General features: G+C 58.7%; 13 protein-coding genes. 3 read left to right on the forward strand and 10 right to left on the reverse strand.

Features of this window, described 5'->3' with window-relative positions:
• Window positions 1-42 precede the first annotated feature (42 nt).
• Window positions 43-1,203 (forward strand): diguanylate cyclase, encoded by a 1,161-nt coding sequence (locus ACEW8N_RS08225; protein ID WP_373499323.1) that lies wholly within the window; start codon window positions 43-45, stop codon window positions 1,201-1,203.
• Between the two features lie 69 nt (window positions 1,204-1,272).
• Here the strand turns inward: ACEW8N_RS08225 and dnaE are convergent, their stop codons facing one another.
• A complete protein-coding gene (dnaE, locus tag ACEW8N_RS08230; protein WP_373499324.1) occupies window positions 1,273-4,800 on the reverse strand; it encodes a DNA polymerase III subunit alpha in 3,528 nt (1,175 codons plus the stop codon).
• Between the two features lie 28 nt (window positions 4,801-4,828).
• Window positions 4,829-6,292 carry an IMP dehydrogenase gene (guaB, locus tag ACEW8N_RS08235; protein ID WP_373499325.1) on the reverse strand — a complete coding sequence of 488 codons (1,464 nt, stop codon included), beginning with the start codon at window positions 6,290-6,292 and terminating at the stop codon, window positions 4,829-4,831.
• Between the two features lie 356 nt (window positions 6,293-6,648).
• Here guaB and ACEW8N_RS08240 point away from each other — a divergent pair, with 356 nt between their 5' ends.
• Complete coding sequence (locus ACEW8N_RS08240) at window positions 6,649-7,257, forward strand: L-threonylcarbamoyladenylate synthase (protein WP_373499326.1); 609 nt, start codon at window positions 6,649-6,651, stop codon at window positions 7,255-7,257.
• A 79-nt stretch (window positions 7,258-7,336) separates the two neighbouring features.
• Here the strand turns inward: ACEW8N_RS08240 and ACEW8N_RS08245 are convergent, their stop codons facing one another.
• The 7 genes from ACEW8N_RS08245 to ACEW8N_RS08275 all read right to left on the reverse strand — a co-directional run bounded on the left by ACEW8N_RS08245 (window position 7,337) and on the right by ACEW8N_RS08275 (window position 13,491).
• Window positions 7,337-9,109 (reverse strand): 30S ribosomal protein S1, encoded by a 1,773-nt coding sequence (locus ACEW8N_RS08245; protein ID WP_373499327.1) that lies wholly within the window; start codon window positions 9,107-9,109, stop codon window positions 7,337-7,339.
• A gap of 235 nt (window positions 9,110-9,344) precedes the next feature.
• Window positions 9,345-10,022: a (d)CMP kinase gene (cmk, locus tag ACEW8N_RS08250; RefSeq protein ID WP_373499328.1), complete on the reverse strand. Its 678-nt coding sequence runs from the start codon at window positions 10,020-10,022 to the stop codon at window positions 9,345-9,347.
• A gap of 58 nt (window positions 10,023-10,080) precedes the next feature.
• Window positions 10,081-10,617 (reverse strand): 2-oxoacid:acceptor oxidoreductase family protein, encoded by a 537-nt coding sequence (locus ACEW8N_RS08255; protein WP_373499329.1) that lies wholly within the window; start codon window positions 10,615-10,617, stop codon window positions 10,081-10,083.
• A gap of 22 nt (window positions 10,618-10,639) precedes the next feature.
• Window positions 10,640-11,395: a thiamine pyrophosphate-dependent enzyme gene (locus ACEW8N_RS08260; RefSeq protein ID WP_373499330.1), complete on the reverse strand. Its 756-nt coding sequence runs from the start codon at window positions 11,393-11,395 to the stop codon at window positions 10,640-10,642.
• Window positions 11,395-12,462, reverse strand: coding sequence for a 3-methyl-2-oxobutanoate dehydrogenase subunit VorB (gene vorB, locus ACEW8N_RS08265; RefSeq protein ID WP_373499331.1), 1,068 nt, complete (start codon window positions 12,460-12,462; stop codon window positions 11,395-11,397). The genes ACEW8N_RS08260 and vorB overlap by 1 nt, the downstream gene beginning before the upstream one ends.
• Before the next feature lie 11 nt (window positions 12,463-12,473).
• On the reverse strand, window positions 12,474-12,707 hold the full coding sequence (locus ACEW8N_RS08270; RefSeq protein WP_373499332.1) for a ferredoxin family protein: 234 nt from the start codon (window positions 12,705-12,707) through the stop codon (window positions 12,474-12,476).
• Window positions 12,708-12,768: 61 nt separating this feature from the next.
• A complete protein-coding gene (locus tag ACEW8N_RS08275) occupies window positions 12,769-13,491 on the reverse strand; it encodes a cobalamin biosynthesis protein CbiA (protein ID WP_373499333.1) in 723 nt (240 codons plus the stop codon).
• Between the two features lie 233 nt (window positions 13,492-13,724).
• Between ACEW8N_RS08275 and ACEW8N_RS08280 the strand changes: the two genes are divergently transcribed.
• A complete protein-coding gene (locus ACEW8N_RS08280) occupies window positions 13,725-14,894 on the forward strand; it encodes an exo-beta-N-acetylmuramidase NamZ domain-containing protein (protein ID WP_373499334.1) in 1,170 nt (389 codons plus the stop codon).
• A 120-nt stretch (window positions 14,895-15,014) separates the two neighbouring features.
• Here ACEW8N_RS08280 and ACEW8N_RS08285 read toward each other — a convergent pair whose 3' ends face one another.
• Window positions 15,015-15,293, reverse strand: coding sequence for a hypothetical protein (locus ACEW8N_RS08285; RefSeq protein ID WP_373499335.1), 279 nt, complete (start codon window positions 15,291-15,293; stop codon window positions 15,015-15,017).
• Window positions 15,294-15,404 lie beyond the last annotated feature (111 nt).

Consider the following 15,404-nt stretch of genomic DNA (forward strand, 5'->3'; position numbering starts at 1 on the left):
CGAATTCCCCGGCTCAATGGATTGTTACGGAGGAGGAGGCGTATGTCCAGGTCGGTGCTCTTCAGAAAACTTTTCATGGACGTACTCCTGAAAATCGGCGACATTGGCGCCTGCATCGGCCGGATGGGGCGGAAAATTGCGGAACAGAAGAAGGCCCTTCAGGATCAGTGCGAGATCCGGGAAAGGGAGCGCAAGGAGCTGGAGTCCCTGCGGGAAAGGATCCGGGCGCTTTTCCGGGAAAACGAGAAGCTGAAGCGCCGTTTCGAGGTGATCCATCGGGACCAGGAATCCCTCAGGCGAAGCGAAGAGCGGTATCGCACCATGCTCGAAAACATCGAGGAGTATTTCTACGAGGCCGATCTTTCGGGGAACCTTCTGTTTTTCAACGACGCTCTCTACCGCATGCTCGGATACGCCAGGGAAAAGCTGATCGGGATGAATTTCCGGGAATTGATGGATCGGGGAACGGCGGAGAAGGCCTTCCGGATCTTCAGGAAGGCGTATGAAACCGGTCAGGCCCAGAAAGGCATCGGGTGGTGCCTTGTCCGGAAGGACGGGTCCCCCTGTCACATCGAGATCTCGGTTTCCCTGATCCGCAACGTGGCCGGCGAGATTATCGGATTTCGCGGGGTGGCGCGAAATGTGAGCGAACTGATCTATCTCGTTTACCACGATTCGCTCACGGGGCTTTACAATCGGAAGGCATTTTTCGAGCGGATGCGGGAGACCCTGGCCCTCGCCAAGCGGGATCAGAAGGAAAAGAACATTTTTTATCTCGACCTGGACGAATTCAAGCGGGTCAACGACGAGTACGGCCATCATGTCGGGGACGGCGTTTTAAGGGAGGTCGCCGCCCGCCTGAAGGCAAGCCTCCGGAAAACCGATCACATCTGCCGGATCGGGGGGGACGAGTTCGTCGTCATCCTCAACAACCTGAAGGATGAGTCCCGTCCGGAGGAGGCCGCCTGCCGGGTTTTGTATGCCCTGTCACAGCCTTACCGGATCCAGGGCCATGACATCGATTTCGTCCGGCCGAGCATCGGCATCAGTACCTATCCCAAGGATTCCGAAAACATGGAGGCCCTGATCCGGTGCGCCGATATCGCCATGTTCAAGGCGAAACGAAAAGACGGCGGCGGCTGTTTCGCCTTCTACGATAAAAGCATGGATGAGGCGCTGCGGTCTCCGGATGCGAAGCCCTGAAATGGCGGTCTGCCCCGCGGCAAGGCGGCGAGCGGCGGGGGGTCTTGCACTCCACCCGAGGCATGGGCATCACGGGCGCGCCCGTCTGCCGTTTGGCCCCTTTCTGGAGCCGGCCGAGGCCTCCGCGGTCTTGCAGACGAGTTCGACCGCAGTATAGCCCAGAAAGCCGTTGACCTCCCGGGAGAGCCCCTCTCCCGCCCTGAGCTGGATCGTATCGGGCATCGCAATGAGGGTATCCGATATCTCGGGCGCCACCAGGTGGAGATACGCCGGGCAGGTGCCCCTGTGCTTCTCCAGAATGCCGCGGAGCGTCAGCAGGCTTTCCCTGTCGGTCCGGGTGATGTCGAGATTGATGTGGATGCTGGCCGTCCAGGTTTCCTCGGCCTGCTCCACCGAGACGATCTTGTCGGCGATGATCTTGACCCCGTTTTCCTCCTTCTGAAGCCTCCCTTCGATGAGCACCGGGGCATCCGCCGTCAGAAGATGGGCCGCGGATTCATATACCGATGAAAAGACGGTGCTTTCCACGGAACCCGTCATGTCCTCGGTGGTGAGGAACGCCATCAACTCCCCCCGCTTGGTCCGGATGGTTTTGACGTCGGTGATGATGCCGCCGATGCGGACCGCCTCCCCGTCATTTTTCTCCTTGAGAGAGAGGACATCTGCGGTGGCGAATTTGCCGATGGTCTTTTCATGCTGGTCCAGGGGATGGCCCGTGATGTAGAAGCCCAGGGACTCCTTCTCGAGGGCGAGCTGCTGCCTGTTGTCCCAGACGGGGGCGTCGGGCAGGGCCGGGGCGTTGAAGGTCTGCCGTGCGACCTCTAAGGCATCGAACAGCCCCATCTGGGGGCTTGCCTTCTCTTTCTGGACGCGCTGACCGTAGTCCAGGGCCGTCTCGACGGCCGCCGTCATCTGGGCCCGATGGGCGCCGGTCGAGTCAAAGGCGCCGCATTGGATGAGGCTCTCCAAAACACGCTTGTTGACCCGCTTGAGGTCGACCCGTTCGCAGAAATCGAAGATGGAAGAGAACGGGCCGCCGCTTTTCCGGGCGTCCAGAATGGCATCGATGGCGCTCTCCCCCACGTTCTTGACGGCCACCAGGCCGAAGAGGATCTTATCCCCGTCCACCGTAAACCCCTTGCCGCTGGTGTTGATGTCGGGCGGAAGGACCGGGATGTCGTGGCTTCGGCATTCCGCATTGAACTTGACGACGCTGTCGATCGATCCCATTTCACTGGTGAGGATGGCGGCCATGAACTCCACGGGGAAATGGGCCTTGAGGTAGGCCGTCTGATAGGCGATGAGGGCATAGGCCGCGCTGTGGGACTTGTTGAACCCATACCCCCCGAATTTTTCCATGAGATCGAAAATCTTGGTGATCCGGTCCGCGGGATGGTCGTTTTCCGCGGCCCCCTTGCTGAAGCGCTCCCGGTGCTGGGCCATGATTTCGGGGATCTTTTTTCCCATGGCTTTCCGGAGGCCGTCCGCCTCGGCCATGGAATAATTGGCGAGGACGCCCGCGATCTTCATGACCTGCTCCTGGTAGAGGATGACCCCGTAGGTCTCTTCCAGGATGGGCGCCAGCTCCGGAAGGAGATATTCAACCTTCTGACGGCCGTGCTTGCGCTCGACGAAATCATCGACCATGCCGCTGTCGAGCGGTCCGGGGCGGTACAGGGCCACCAGGGCCGTGACGTCGTCGAAACGGGCGGGTTTGAGGCGGACCAGGAGGTCTTTCATGCCGGCGCTTTCCAGTTGGAAAACCCCCGTGGTATCCCCGCGGGAGAGAAGCTGGTAGGTGGGATCATCCCCAAAGTCGAGATGGAGAAGATCGGGCGGGGTTTTCCCGTTTTCGGCGATCAGCTTGAGCGTGTTATCGATGACGGTGAGGTTGCGGAGCCCCAGAAAGTCGAACTTGACCAGCCCGATCTGCTCGACCCGCTTCATGTCGAACTGGGTCACCACCTCGCCTTTCTTGCCGCGGTACAAGGGGAGGTAATTGACCAGGGGGCTGTCGCCGATGACCACGCCGGCGGCGTGGGTCGAGGCATGACGGGGCAGGCCTTCCAGCACCCGGCAGATCTTGATCAGCTCTCCGATAGCCTGCTGGGTTTCGGCCATTTCGGCCAGGCGCGGCTCCTGTTCGAGGGCATTGTCGAGACTGATGTTGAGAACGTCGGGCACCATCTTGGCGATGGCGTCGACCTCCTTCAGGGGGATGTCCAGGGCCCGGCCGACATCCCGGATCACTGCGCGGGTTTTGAGCTTTCCGAAGGTGATGATCTGCGCCACGTACTCCCCGCCGCCGTATCTCTCCACGACATACTTGAAGACCTGCTCCCGGCCGTTGATGCAGAAGTCCACGTCGATATCCGGCATGCTGATGCGGGCCGGGTTGAGGAACCTCTCGAAGATCAGGCCGTGTTCGATGGGGTCGAGGTCGGTGATCTCCATGGCATAGGCCACGATGCTGCCGGCCGCCGATCCCCTTCCCGGTCCGACGGGGATGCCGTTTTTCTTGGCGTACTGGATGAAATCGGCGACGATGAGAAAATACCCGGAAAATCCCATCTGCCGGATGATGCCGATCTCGTAATCGAGGCGCTCCTCGTAGACCTTTTCGTCGAGCTGGCCGCGCTTCTTCCGGATATGGGCCATCCTTCGGGCAAACCCCTTGCGGACCTCGTCCTCGAACATCTCGTCGGCGGACATGTCCGATGACGTGTCGAACTTGGGGAAGTGGTAGGTCTTGAAGTCAAATTCGATGTGGCAGCGACCGGCGATCTCCGCGGTGTTCTCGATGGCGCCTGGAAAATGGCCGAGCGCTGCCGCCATCTCTTTCTGGGATTTGAAATAGAGCTGATCCGTCGCGAACTTGAACCGCCCGGCGTCATGGATGGTCTTGCCGGTCTGGATGCACAGGAGCACGTCGTGGGCGCGGACGTCCTCCCGGTCTAAATAGTGGCAGTCGTTGGTGGCGATGATCGGGATGGAGAGCCTCCGGCTCATGTCCAGAATCCCCTGGTTGACGATGTCCTGTTCGGGAATGCCGTTGCTCTGGACCTCCAGGAAGAAATTGGCCTCGCCGAAGGTTTCCAGATAGAACCGGGCGGCCTGGTCCGCCTCATCCGGTCTGCCGTGCTTGAGAAACATGGGGATCTCCCCGTGGAGGCAGGCGGATGCGGCGATCAGTCCTTTGCTGCATTCCCCCAGGATCTTCCGGTCGATGCGGGGCTTGTAGTAAAACCCTTCCAGTTGCGCAGCGGTGGCGAGCCTGCAGAGATTCCGGTAGCCCTCCTGGTTCTCCGCCAGAAGGAGCAGATGGCGCATGCCCTTGCTGTCCAAGGGCGTTTTGTCGGCCAGGCTCCGGGGGGCCAAATAGAACTCGCATCCGATGATGGGCTTGATGCCGGCCTTGAGTGCCTTTTCATAGAACTCCAGCGCGCCGAACATGGTGCCGTGGTCGGTCACCGCCACCGCCCCCATCCCGTATTCCTTGGCCCGCTGCATCAGCGCATCGATCCGGATGGCGCCGTCCAGGAGGCTGTACTGGGTGTGGAGATGGAGGTGGACAAAATTTTTCTGGTCTTGCGTCATGACAGTGTCCGGGAATCTTCTTAGGGGGTTAATCGAGTCGGTAGTTGGGCGCTTCCTTGGTGATGATGACGTCGTGGACATGGCTCTCCCGCATCCCGGCGGCGCTGACCTTCATGAACCGGGCGTTTTCGCGCAATGACTCGATGCTGTCGCACCCGAGATAGCCCATGCCCGCCTTGAGGCCGCCGACAAGCTGAAAGAGGATATCCGACAAAATGCCGGTGTAGGGGACCCGGCCGACGATGCCTTCGGGCACCAGCTTGTCCTCCTCGGCATCCTCGCCCTGGTAGTAGCGGTCCTTGCTTCCCTGGCGCATGGCCTCTTCAGATCCCATGCCGCGGTAGGCCTTGTAGCTCCGGCCCTGAAGAAAGACCATCTCTCCGGGGCTCTCCTTGGCCCCTGCGAGAAGACCGCCGGCCATGATCGTGTGGGCACCGGCGCCGATGGCCTTGGTGATGTCGCCGGAGAACCGGATGCCGCCGTCCGCGATGAGGGGCACCCCGGTCTTTTCGGAGACCTCCCTGCAGTTCATGATGGCCGTGATCTGGGGGACACCCACCCCGGCCACGATGCGGGTGGTGCAGATGGACCCCGGGCCGATGCCGATCTTGATGCCGTCCACCCCGGCGGAGACGAGGTCCTGGGCGGCTTCTCCGGTGCCGACATTGCCCGCGATGAGCTGGATGTCCGGAAAGGTGCTCTTGAGGATCTTCACGGCGTCGATGACGTTCTTGCTGTGGCCGTGGGACGTGTCGATCAGGAGGATGTCCGCATCCGCGTCCAAGAGGGCCTGGGCCCGCGCCACCATGTCCGGGCCGACCCCTACGGCCGCCCCGACCCGGAGCCTCCCCCTGCCGTCCTTGCAGGCGTTGGGATATTTCTTGATCTTTTCGATGTCCTTGATGGTGATCATGCCTTTCAGCCTGCCGTTGGCGTCGACCACCAGCAGCTTTTCAATCCGGTGCTTGTGGAGGGTCTTCTTGCAGTCCTCGAGGGAGATGCCCTCGGATACGGTGACGAGGTTTTCGCTGGTCATCACCTCCGAGACCTTCTTGCTGAAATCCGTTTCGAATCTCAGGTCCCGGTTGGTGAGGATTCCCAGCAACTGGTCACCCCGCGTGACCGGGAGGCCGGAGATGCGATAGCGCTCCATGATCTTCAGGACATCGGCGATCACCTGGTCCGGATCGATCGTCACAGGATCGACGATCATGCCGCTCTCGGATTTCTTGACCTTGTCCACCTCCCTGGCCTGGCTTTCGATGTCGAGGTTGCGGTGGATGAACCCGAGGCCGCCGGCCCGGGCCATACTGATGGCCATGCGGGATTCGGTCACCGTGTCCATGGCGGCGCTGACAATGGGGATATTGAGGGACAGCTTGCGGGTCAGCCGGGTTGTCGTGTTGGTGCTCTTGGGAAGGACGGCCGAATACATCGGGATCAGCAGCACGTCGTCAAAGGAATAGGCCTCCTCCAGATATCGGTTGGTCATGATGCGCCTCCAGAATTTTGAAGATAAAAAGGTTTCAAAGGGTGTCTGACGGTTCCATAAAAAGACCGATATCAGCGTTGCGCGCATCCCTCGGCACAGGGGCGGGCGGGCATGCACCAGCCCTCGGGGATCGCAAGCCCTGATCTCGGGCTTTTTACGAAGCCGTCTGTCAAGCGGCTTTTGACGAGTTTATCCTGTCTCGGGAAAAAATTAACCGCGGATGCTAACAAAGGCTCCGGGCTTTCGCAATCTTTATTTCAGACAGCTTGACAGTCCGTCTCTCATGGCATTAATATCATATACTTTACGATCTACGCTTCGATACCCTTTTACCCGAAACCGGAATGGATGCTGCCATGCTCATTGAGGTGAACCCCGAAAATCCCCAGGCGCGGCTGGTCAAAAAGGTTGTGGAAACCCTCGAAAGGGGAGGGGTGATCGCCTACCCCACCGATACGTATTACGGTATCGGATGCGATATCATGAACAAAAAGGCGATCCAGAAGATCTACCAGCTCAAACGGATGGACCCGAAGCAGCCGTTCAGCTTCATCTGTTCGAATCTGAAAAACATCAGCGACTACGCCAAGGTCTCGAACTACGCCTACAAAACCATGAAGCGACTGCTTCCGGGGCCCTACACCTTCATTCTGGAAGGCTCCAAGCTGGTTCCCAAAATCATGTTGACCAACCGCAAGATGGCGGGCATCCGTGTGCCGGACCATCCCATCCCCTTGGCGATCGTGGAGGGGCTGGGAAACCCCATCATCTCAACCACGGCGGCGACCCCTGAAGGCGAGGTGTTTTACGACGCCTCATTGATCCACGACTTTTTCGGTCAGCGGATCGATATCGTGATCGACGGCGGCCCGGTGCCCGGCGTGCCATCCAGCGTCATTTCACTTCAAAATGACGAGCCGGAGGTGATCCGGGAGGGCCTGGGGGATATCCGAATTTTCGAATGACCAGTTTTGCGGGCACGACGGCACAAACACAACGGGCAGCCCGCGGGCTGCCCGTTGTCGATCTTGGTGCAAAATGGGGTTATGAGTTGGAATTGCGATCTTCGTTCAGCTTTTCCTGAAGGTTTTCCCGCAGGATTTCGCCGAAGGTCGAGGTCGCCGGCCCCATCTTGTTGATGTAATCGCTCAGAATGGCCTGATCGTCTTCCATGTCGAGGCGCTTGATGGAAAGCCCGATCCTGCGCTCCTCGCTGTTGATGTTCATGACCTTGGCGGTGATCATGTCGCCGACGTTGAACTTGTCGCCGGGATTCTTGATCTTTTCCTTGCTGATCTCCGATACGTGGACCAGGCCTTCGATCCCTTCCTCCAGTTCGACGAAAATACCGAAATCGGTGATGTTGGTGACCGTACCAGTGATCTCCTTGCCGACATCATACCGCTGGCCTACGGTCTCCCAGGGATCCGTCTGCATCTGCTTGATGCCCAGGGAGAATCGTTCATTGTCTTTTTCGATGTCGAGGACCACCGCCTGAACCACATCCCCTTTTTTGTAGATTTCAGATGGATGCTTGATGCGCTTCGTCCAGGAGATATCGGAGATATGGACCAGTCCGTCGATCCCCTCGTCGATGCCGATGAAGAGGCCGAAGTCTGTGATATTCTTGATCTTGCCCTCGATGGTGGTGCCGACGGGGTATTTCTCGCTGATTACATCCCACGGATTGGGGACGACCTGTTTCATCCCAAGGGAGATGCGCCGGCTTTCGGGCTTGATATCCAGAACGATGGCGTCGACCTCTTCCCCCACGGAGACGACCTTCGACGGATGGCGGACCTTCCGGGTCCAGGACATCTCGGAGACGTGGATCAGGCCCTCGATCCCTTCCTCCAGCTCGACGAAGGCGCCGTAATCGGTCAAGCTCACCACCTTGCCGGTGATTCTGGAGTTGACCGGGTATTTCTTTGAGGCGGTGGACCAGGGATCGGGCGTGAGCTGCTTCATGCCCAGGGATACCCGCTCCTTTTCGAGATCGAGGCTCAGCACCTTCACGGTGATCTCGTCGCTCACGGAAAACAGCTCGGAGGGATGCTTGACGCGCCCCCAGGAGATATCGGTAATGTGCAGGAGGCCGTCGACACCGCCCAGGTCTACGAACACGCCGTATTCAGTGATGTTTTTGACGATACCCGGCATCACCTTGCCCTCTTCGATGGAGGAGAGCGTCGCCGACCGGGCAGCCTCGCGCTCTTCTTCCAGGATCATTCTTCTGGACAGAACGATGTTGCTGCGTTTTCGATTATATTTTAAAATCTTGAAGGTGAAGGTCTTGCCGACCATCTCGTCAAGGTTTCGGATGGGCCGCAGGTCCGCCTGGGAGCCCGGCAGGAAGGCCTGAACCCCGATGTCGACCGAGAAGCCGCCTTTTACCCGATTGGTAATGAGGCCTTCCACGGTTCCGCCTTCATCGAAGGCCTTCTTGATTTCATCCCAGACCTTGATCTTTTCGGCTTTTTCCTTGGAGAGAACGACAACCTCTTCCTCATCGTCCCACCATTCCACCATCACCTCGACGGAGTCGCCCGGCTTTGCCTTGACCTCTCCTTTTTCGTCCCTGAATTCGTGGATCGGAATCTGTCCCTCGGATTTATAGCCGATATCGACGAGAACGAAATCCTTGTCTACGGAGATGATTCTGCCGGTAACGACCTCGCCCTCCTCAAACCGTTTGAAGCTCTCTTCGTAGAGATCCATCAAACTTTCCATGCTGGTTTCGTCATCGGGTGATCCGCCGGGATTTTCGGCTGCCGCCATGCCGGATTCGTCCGTGTCGTTTTCTAATTGCTCGACCATGTCTGACATCTCGCTCGAGTCGGTTCCATCTTGTTTAATTTCGTTTTCCATGTAAAAAAATACCCCCTTGGCCTTATTTTATTTTATGCCGCTTTGAAAGCAACATAAATCGGGTAATAATATATACCTGACTTCCATTTTACAACGATTATTTTGACAAGGAGATATTCCTGAAAGGGGCGCAAAGGGCAAGCGAGGGGATGACTATTTGAAATTGTATCAGAATTTATGTTCGTTAAGGCGGTCCGAATTTCTGATGGATATGAGATATGATTTGTTTTACGACCTCCTCGACGGAGAGGGCGGTGGAATCGATGATGACGGCGTCCTCAGCGGGCTTGAGGGGGGCGATGGAACGGCTGCTGTCCTGCTGGTCGCGGAGGGTCATTTCCTTTTCCACCGTGTCAAAATCCTGGGCCGCGGTTTTGCCCCGGGACTCCTCGAACCGCCGCGCGGCGCGCACCTTCAGATCGGCGTGCAGAAAAAACTTGATATCCGCTTGGGGGAACACGACGGTCCCCATGTCCCTTCCCTCGAAAACGACCCGCCTGCCTTTCCCCAGCCTTCGCTGAAGGTTCAGCAGATATTTCCGGATCACCGGGCGGGCCGAGATTCGGGACGCCCCCATGCTGATATCGGGGGTGCGGATCCGGTCGGTGATATCGGTCCCGTTCAGGAGAAGCCGCGTCCCGGCCTCGGTTTTGGCAAAATCGAGGGAAAGGGTTCTGGAGAGGGCTTCCAGCCCCCCGTCATCCTCCGTGGAGATCCCGGCGTCTTTCGCGGCAACCGCGATGGCCCGGTAGAGGGCGCCGGTATCGACATAGGTGTAGGAGAGATGGTCCGCCACCGCGCGGCTCACGGTGGTCTTCCCGGCGCCGGCGGGCCCGTCGATTGTGATCAGCAGCGGTTTCACGGCACCTCCTCAGCCCGGTCATCCGGAGATCGCCGCGGCGTGGTCCCCGGAAAGGCCGTTATCTCGAGGCGGCGTCTCTGCCGCGGTCCATGGCTTCCATGTTTAGGGGGATAAATCTCGTTTTGCCGGCGAATTCCGCCTTGACGCACTCCCTCAGGAGGTCGAAGTCAACGACCTTGCTGCGGCTCACGAAAGCGGAAAGCGCCACGATGTTGGCTGCCTTGACGCTGCCGATCTCTTTGGCGATATCGGTGGCGGGCACCACCAATTCATCGATATCCGTCCGGTTGGCGCGGACGGATATCAGGGAACTGTTGATCAGGATCACGCCCCCCGGCTTGACCGTCGGCGCGAATTTTTCCAGGGACGGGCGGTTCATGGCCACCAGGTGCATGGGGTTCTTGATGATGGGGGATCCGATGGGGCGGTCGCTGATCACCACGGTGCAGTAGGCGGTGCCGCCCCGCATCTCGGGGCCGTAGGACGGGATCCAGACGACCTCGAATCCTTCTTCCATAGCCGCGTGGGCAAGTATTTTTCCGCTCATCAGGATCCCCTGGCCCCCGAAACCGGCAAACATGACTTCACTTTGCATGATCTTCTCCTGATCTCGTCTGTTATGTGGTGGCGTCCAATGACTCGGGGGTCTTGTAATCGCCCAGTTTGTAGTAGGGAAGAAGGACATCTTCGGCCCATTTCAGGGATTCGACCGGCGTCATCCCCCAGTTGGTGGGACAGGTGCTCACGACCTCGACGAAGCTGAAGCACCGGTTTTCCATCTGATAGGTAAAGGCCTGCCGGATCGCCTTCTTCGTCCGGTTGATGAGCTTGGGCCGGAGGACCGCCTGCCGGGTAATGTAGGCGGGGGTCTGAAGCGATGCCAGAAGGTCCGCCACCTTGATGGGCATGCCGGTCTGGGCGGTGTCCCTGCCCAGGGGGCTTGTCGTCGTCCGCTGCCCCGGCATGGTGGTGGGCGCCATCTGCCCCCCGGTCATGCCGTAGACGGCGTTGTTGACGAAAATGGTCGTGAATTTTTCGCCGCGGTTGGCGGCGTGGATGATTTCCCCCATGCCGATGCTGGCCAGGTCGCCGTCGCCCTGGTAGGTGAAGACCATCAGGTCCGGACGCACCCGCTTGATGCCCGTGGCCATGGCCGGCGCACGGCCGTGTGCCGCCTCCTGGAAATCGCAGGCAAAATAGTTGTATGCCAGCACCGCGCAGCCGACCGGCGCAATCCCGACCGTCCTTTTCCGGATCCCCAGTTCGTCGATCACCTCGGCCACCAGACGGTGAATGATGCCGTGGGTGCAGCCGGGGCAATAATGGGTGTGGTTGTCGGTGAGCGCTTCGGGTTTTTTAAAGGTCTTTCCCATTAGAGTTGCTCCTTTACTACATCCATGATTTCTTCGGGTGTCGGCACCTCGCCGCCGCATTTCCCGTACCATTTCACCGGACGTTTTCCCATGACGCAGCGCTCGACATCCTCCACCATCTGACCCATGCTCATCTCGATGGAGAGAACGACCCTGCAGCTTTCCTTGGATGCGGCCTCCCGGATTTCCTTTTCAGGGAAAGGAAAGAGGGTTTTGGGCCGGATCATCCCGACCTCGATCCCCTCGGACTTGAGGTTGTCGATGGCCGTCCTGCAGACGCGGCTCATGGTGCCGTAGCTGACGATGAGGACCGGGTAGTCGCCGTCGGTGTTGAGGGCTTCATACCGGACCTCTTCCACCCGCATCCGGTCGTACTTGGCCTTGAGCAGCAGGTTGTGGTTGTTGAGGGCCGTCGGGTCGAGATAGAGGGACTTGACCAGGTTGCTCTTTTCGCTGTTCCGGGTGCTCATGCCGTTGGTGGCCCATTCGTCTTTATTGGAGGGCTCGGTGGCCAGGTGCTCGGGAAATTCGACCGGCTCCATCATCTGGCCGATGAGCCCGTCTCCCAGAAGCATGACGGGATTGCGGTATTTTTCGGCCAGAGGGAAGGCCTCCATGACCATCTCCACCGCCTCCTGAACGCTGGCCGGGGCCATGACCAGCAGCCGGTAGTCGCCGTGGCCGCCGCCTTTGACGGCTTGGAAGTAATCCCCCTGGGACGGCAGGATGCCGCCCAGCCCGGGGCCGCCGCGGATGATATTGACGAAAACCGCCGGACACTGGGCGCCGGCGATGTAGCTGATGGCTTCGCTCATCAGGCTGATGCCGGGGCTGGACGAGGTCGTGAACACCCGCGCGCCGCAGGCGGACGCCCCGAACAGCATGTATCCGACGGCGACCTCGCTTTCCCCCTGAAGAAAGACCCCGCCGGCCTCGGGCATTCGTTTGGAGAGGTATTCGGCGACCTCCGACTGGGGGGTGATCGGGTATGCGAAATAATTCAGGCATCCGGCACGGATGGCGGCCTCTCCGATGGCTTCGTTGCCTTTCATGAGTACTTTGCCCATAACTTCCTCCATTATTTTTTTGAGCCGGCCGCGTCTTCTTCCCCGCTGATGGAGATGGCGACGTCGGGGCAGACGGTGCAGCAGATGGCGCAGAAAATGCAGTCCTCGGGGCGCGCCTGGTAAGCGGGAAAATACCCTTTTGAATTCACCCTGTCTGAAATTTCCAGAACATTTTTCGGACAGGCTTCCACGCAAAGCCCGCATCCTTTGCAGCGATCTGCGTCGATTTCATGATGATATGACATACCTCAAGACTCCTCTTTGCTAAATTGAGGGAACGAAAAACCGTGCGTCATGCGCCGGCGGTTAGCTCTTCAAATGGCCGGATCCCAGCGTGACGGCTTTTTTCCAGGGGGGAACAAGCTGCCGTAAAATGGGGAGAACAGGGCAAGAGAAGCGGCTTAAATCCAGTTCAGGCATCAGCGATTCCGGCGCGGTGATGAATTCCAGGGGTAAGCGGCTCTCCGCTGCGTATGCGCTTACGAAATCGTATCCACTGGTTATGTCATCGGCGACGGTGTCGTCGATCAGGTTGGCATTCCCGACAATACCGTTGATCTCGAGTTTGGATGCAATTTCAATCTCTTTTCTGATCTTGAGGCATCCCTCCAGGGTGTGGGTGAACGGCCGGAAGGGATTGACCACCTGAAGGACCCGGATCGGTTTGCCTTTCAGTTTGTCTGCAAGCGATGCCAGTACGGTAGCCCCGACATCGTCCCCGCCGACGTCCAGGATGGAGAGCTGGGCAGGGGCCTGGATCATGCCGGCAATGGCCGGTGTCAGGATGGGGAGATCGGCATGAAAGTATTTTGCGGGCGGAAGGACCACATCGATGCCCAGGGCGTTCAGGGCGGCCTTGGCTTCCCTCGTGCGAAAGTAAGGATTGACGAGGTCAAGGTCTCCAATGCGGACGTGAAGTCCCGATTGTCTTTTGTGAATGGCCAGATTGACGGCGATTTCAGTTTTCCCGCTGCCGTAGTTCCCGACAATAATGACGATTCCGCTGAGATGGATGTTCAAATGCTTCACATTGCCGGTTGCCGGCGGTTCCGATGCGTTGTTCCGTTGACGTTATGCGTAAAAAAATAGTAGACCCATGCCGGGGGCACGGATCTATGAATGGGTAAATTAGCTACTTGTATTTTATGGTTTTGTCAAATAGATAATTCGTTCTGCGTCGATCCGTTGAAGCGACCCGGACGGTCGGGGAGAACGGGGCGGATACACAGGATAACGACAGCATCCAGACAGAAAGGGAAGAGATGGTACGAACCGGACTTGAGATTTTTCTCGATAATCCTCCGGAATGGATTGCCGGAGCCAGAACAGGGCTTCTCTGCAACCCGGCATCCGTTGACAAAACCTTCCGGCACAGCCGTCTGCTGATTGAAAACCGGCTTCCGGGGCGGCTCAACGCCCTCTATTCGCCCCAGCATGGATTCTTCGCGGAAAAGCAGGACAACATGATCGAGTCGGGTCATATGACGGATCCGGCGCTCAAGATCCCCGTCTTCAGTCTGTACGGCGAAACAAGAATACCGACGGAGCAGATGCTGGCCCCCATCGATGTGCTGCTGGTCGATCTCCAGGATGTTGGCACGCGGGTCTACACCTTCATCTATACCCTGTCCTACTGCATGGAGGCCGCAGGACGGCTGGGAAAACGGGTGGTCGTCCTCGACCGGCCGAACCCCGTGGGTGGCGCTGCCGTCGAGGGGAATCTGCTCTCGCCCGAGGCTGCATCCTTTGTGGGGCGATACCCCATCCCCATGCGCCACGGGCTCACCATCGGGGAGCTGGCCCTTCTGTTCAACGGGCATTTCGGCATTGGATGCGACCTCACCGTCATCCCCATGGAGGGGTGGCGGCGCGCCATGACCTACCGGGAAACCGGGCTCCCCTGGGTGGCGCCTTCCCCGAATCTGCCCACGCCCGAGTCTGCCATGGTCTATCCGGGGCAGGTCATATGGGAGGGGACCCATGTTTCGGAGGGGCGCGGGACCACCCAGCCTTTCGAGCTCTTCGGGGCGCCGTACTTCGACACGGACAGGATCTTCGCCTTCCTGGGAGACGCGCATCCCCCCGGCGCCGTATTGCGGCCGTGCCGGTTCGAGCCGACGGCAAGCAAATGGGCGGGGCGGGTCTGCAGCGGATTTCAGATCCATGTGACCGAACCAGAGGGATTCCGGCCTTACGGCACCGCCCTCAGGCTTCTCCGCGCCGTGCTGGCATGCCACGCGGATGCCTTTGAATGGAAGCCGCCGCCATACGAGTATGAACATGAGCGGATGCCCATGGATCTCATCCTGGGCGACGGGGAGGTCCGGCGGCGGCTGGAACTGCTGGAGGATGTCGGGGAGATGGAGAATCGCTGGAAAGCAGACCTGGCCGCCTATGCCGAAGTCTGCCGGGGCATTCGTCTGTATGCCTGATGGCTTCCTGAGGCTCTGGAGCACACTGCGCGCCGCCTGCACCGGATCCGGGAAGATATAAAAAAGCCCTGCACGAACCGCTGATGCAGGGCTTGAACTATCCATACTATCGGGACAATATCAGGCTTTTTTGAGGGCCTCGATCTCTTTTTTCAGGTCATTGATTTCCTGTTTGTATTTATCGGCTTCATCGACATCGCCTTCTTTGGCGCCGCCCTCTTTTTCTTTTTTCCAGGTATCCTTGAGTTCGTCAAATCCCAAGTAGAGGGCCAACCCGCCGCCAAGCAGAAGCATGATCGGAATAGCACCGGCCAGGATCTGGAGAAAAGCCGGAAACCATACCGCAAGACCAATGAGACCCAAAACCGCAGCGACTGCTCCACCAATCAACGTTTTCATAAAAAATCATCCTCCTTCTTAAAGACTTGCGTTCGACAATATGTATACTGGTAGACCTATTCGACGTCCATCCGGAAAAAACGCCCTGCCCCGCATAAAAGCGCAGATTTG

The organism is Desulfococcus sp. (genome assembly GCF_041737845.1).
Classification (GTDB): domain Bacteria; phylum Desulfobacterota; class Desulfobacteria; order Desulfobacterales; family Desulfococcaceae; genus Desulfococcus.

Coding starts and splice junctions, on each gene's coding strand:
- ACEW8N_RS08225 (WP_373499323.1), top strand. CDS start 43: ATGTCCAGGTCGGTGCTCTTCAGAAAACTTTTCATGGACGTACTCCTG.
- dnaE (WP_373499324.1), bottom strand. CDS start 4,800: ATGACGCAAGACCAGAAAAATTTTGTCCACCTCCATCTCCACACCCAG.
- guaB (WP_373499325.1), bottom strand. CDS start 6,292: ATGACCAACCGATATCTGGAGGAGGCCTATTCCTTTGACGACGTGCTG.
- ACEW8N_RS08240 (WP_373499326.1), top strand. CDS start 6,649: ATGCTCATTGAGGTGAACCCCGAAAATCCCCAGGCGCGGCTGGTCAAA.
- ACEW8N_RS08245 (WP_373499327.1), bottom strand. CDS start 9,109: ATGGTCGAGCAATTAGAAAACGACACGGACGAATCCGGCATGGCGGCA.
- ACEW8N_RS08255 (WP_373499329.1), bottom strand. CDS start 10,617: ATGCAAAGTGAAGTCATGTTTGCCGGTTTCGGGGGCCAGGGGATCCTG.
- ACEW8N_RS08260 (WP_373499330.1), bottom strand. CDS start 11,395: ATGGGAAAGACCTTTAAAAAACCCGAAGCGCTCACCGACAACCACACC.
- vorB (WP_373499331.1), bottom strand. CDS start 12,462: ATGGGCAAAGTACTCATGAAAGGCAACGAAGCCATCGGAGAGGCCGCC.
- ACEW8N_RS08270 (WP_373499332.1), bottom strand. CDS start 12,707: ATGTCATATCATCATGAAATCGACGCAGATCGCTGCAAAGGATGCGGG.
- ACEW8N_RS08280 (WP_373499334.1), top strand. CDS start 13,725: ATGGTACGAACCGGACTTGAGATTTTTCTCGATAATCCTCCGGAATGG.
- ACEW8N_RS08285 (WP_373499335.1), bottom strand. CDS start 15,293: ATGAAAACGTTGATTGGTGGAGCAGTCGCTGCGGTTTTGGGTCTCATT.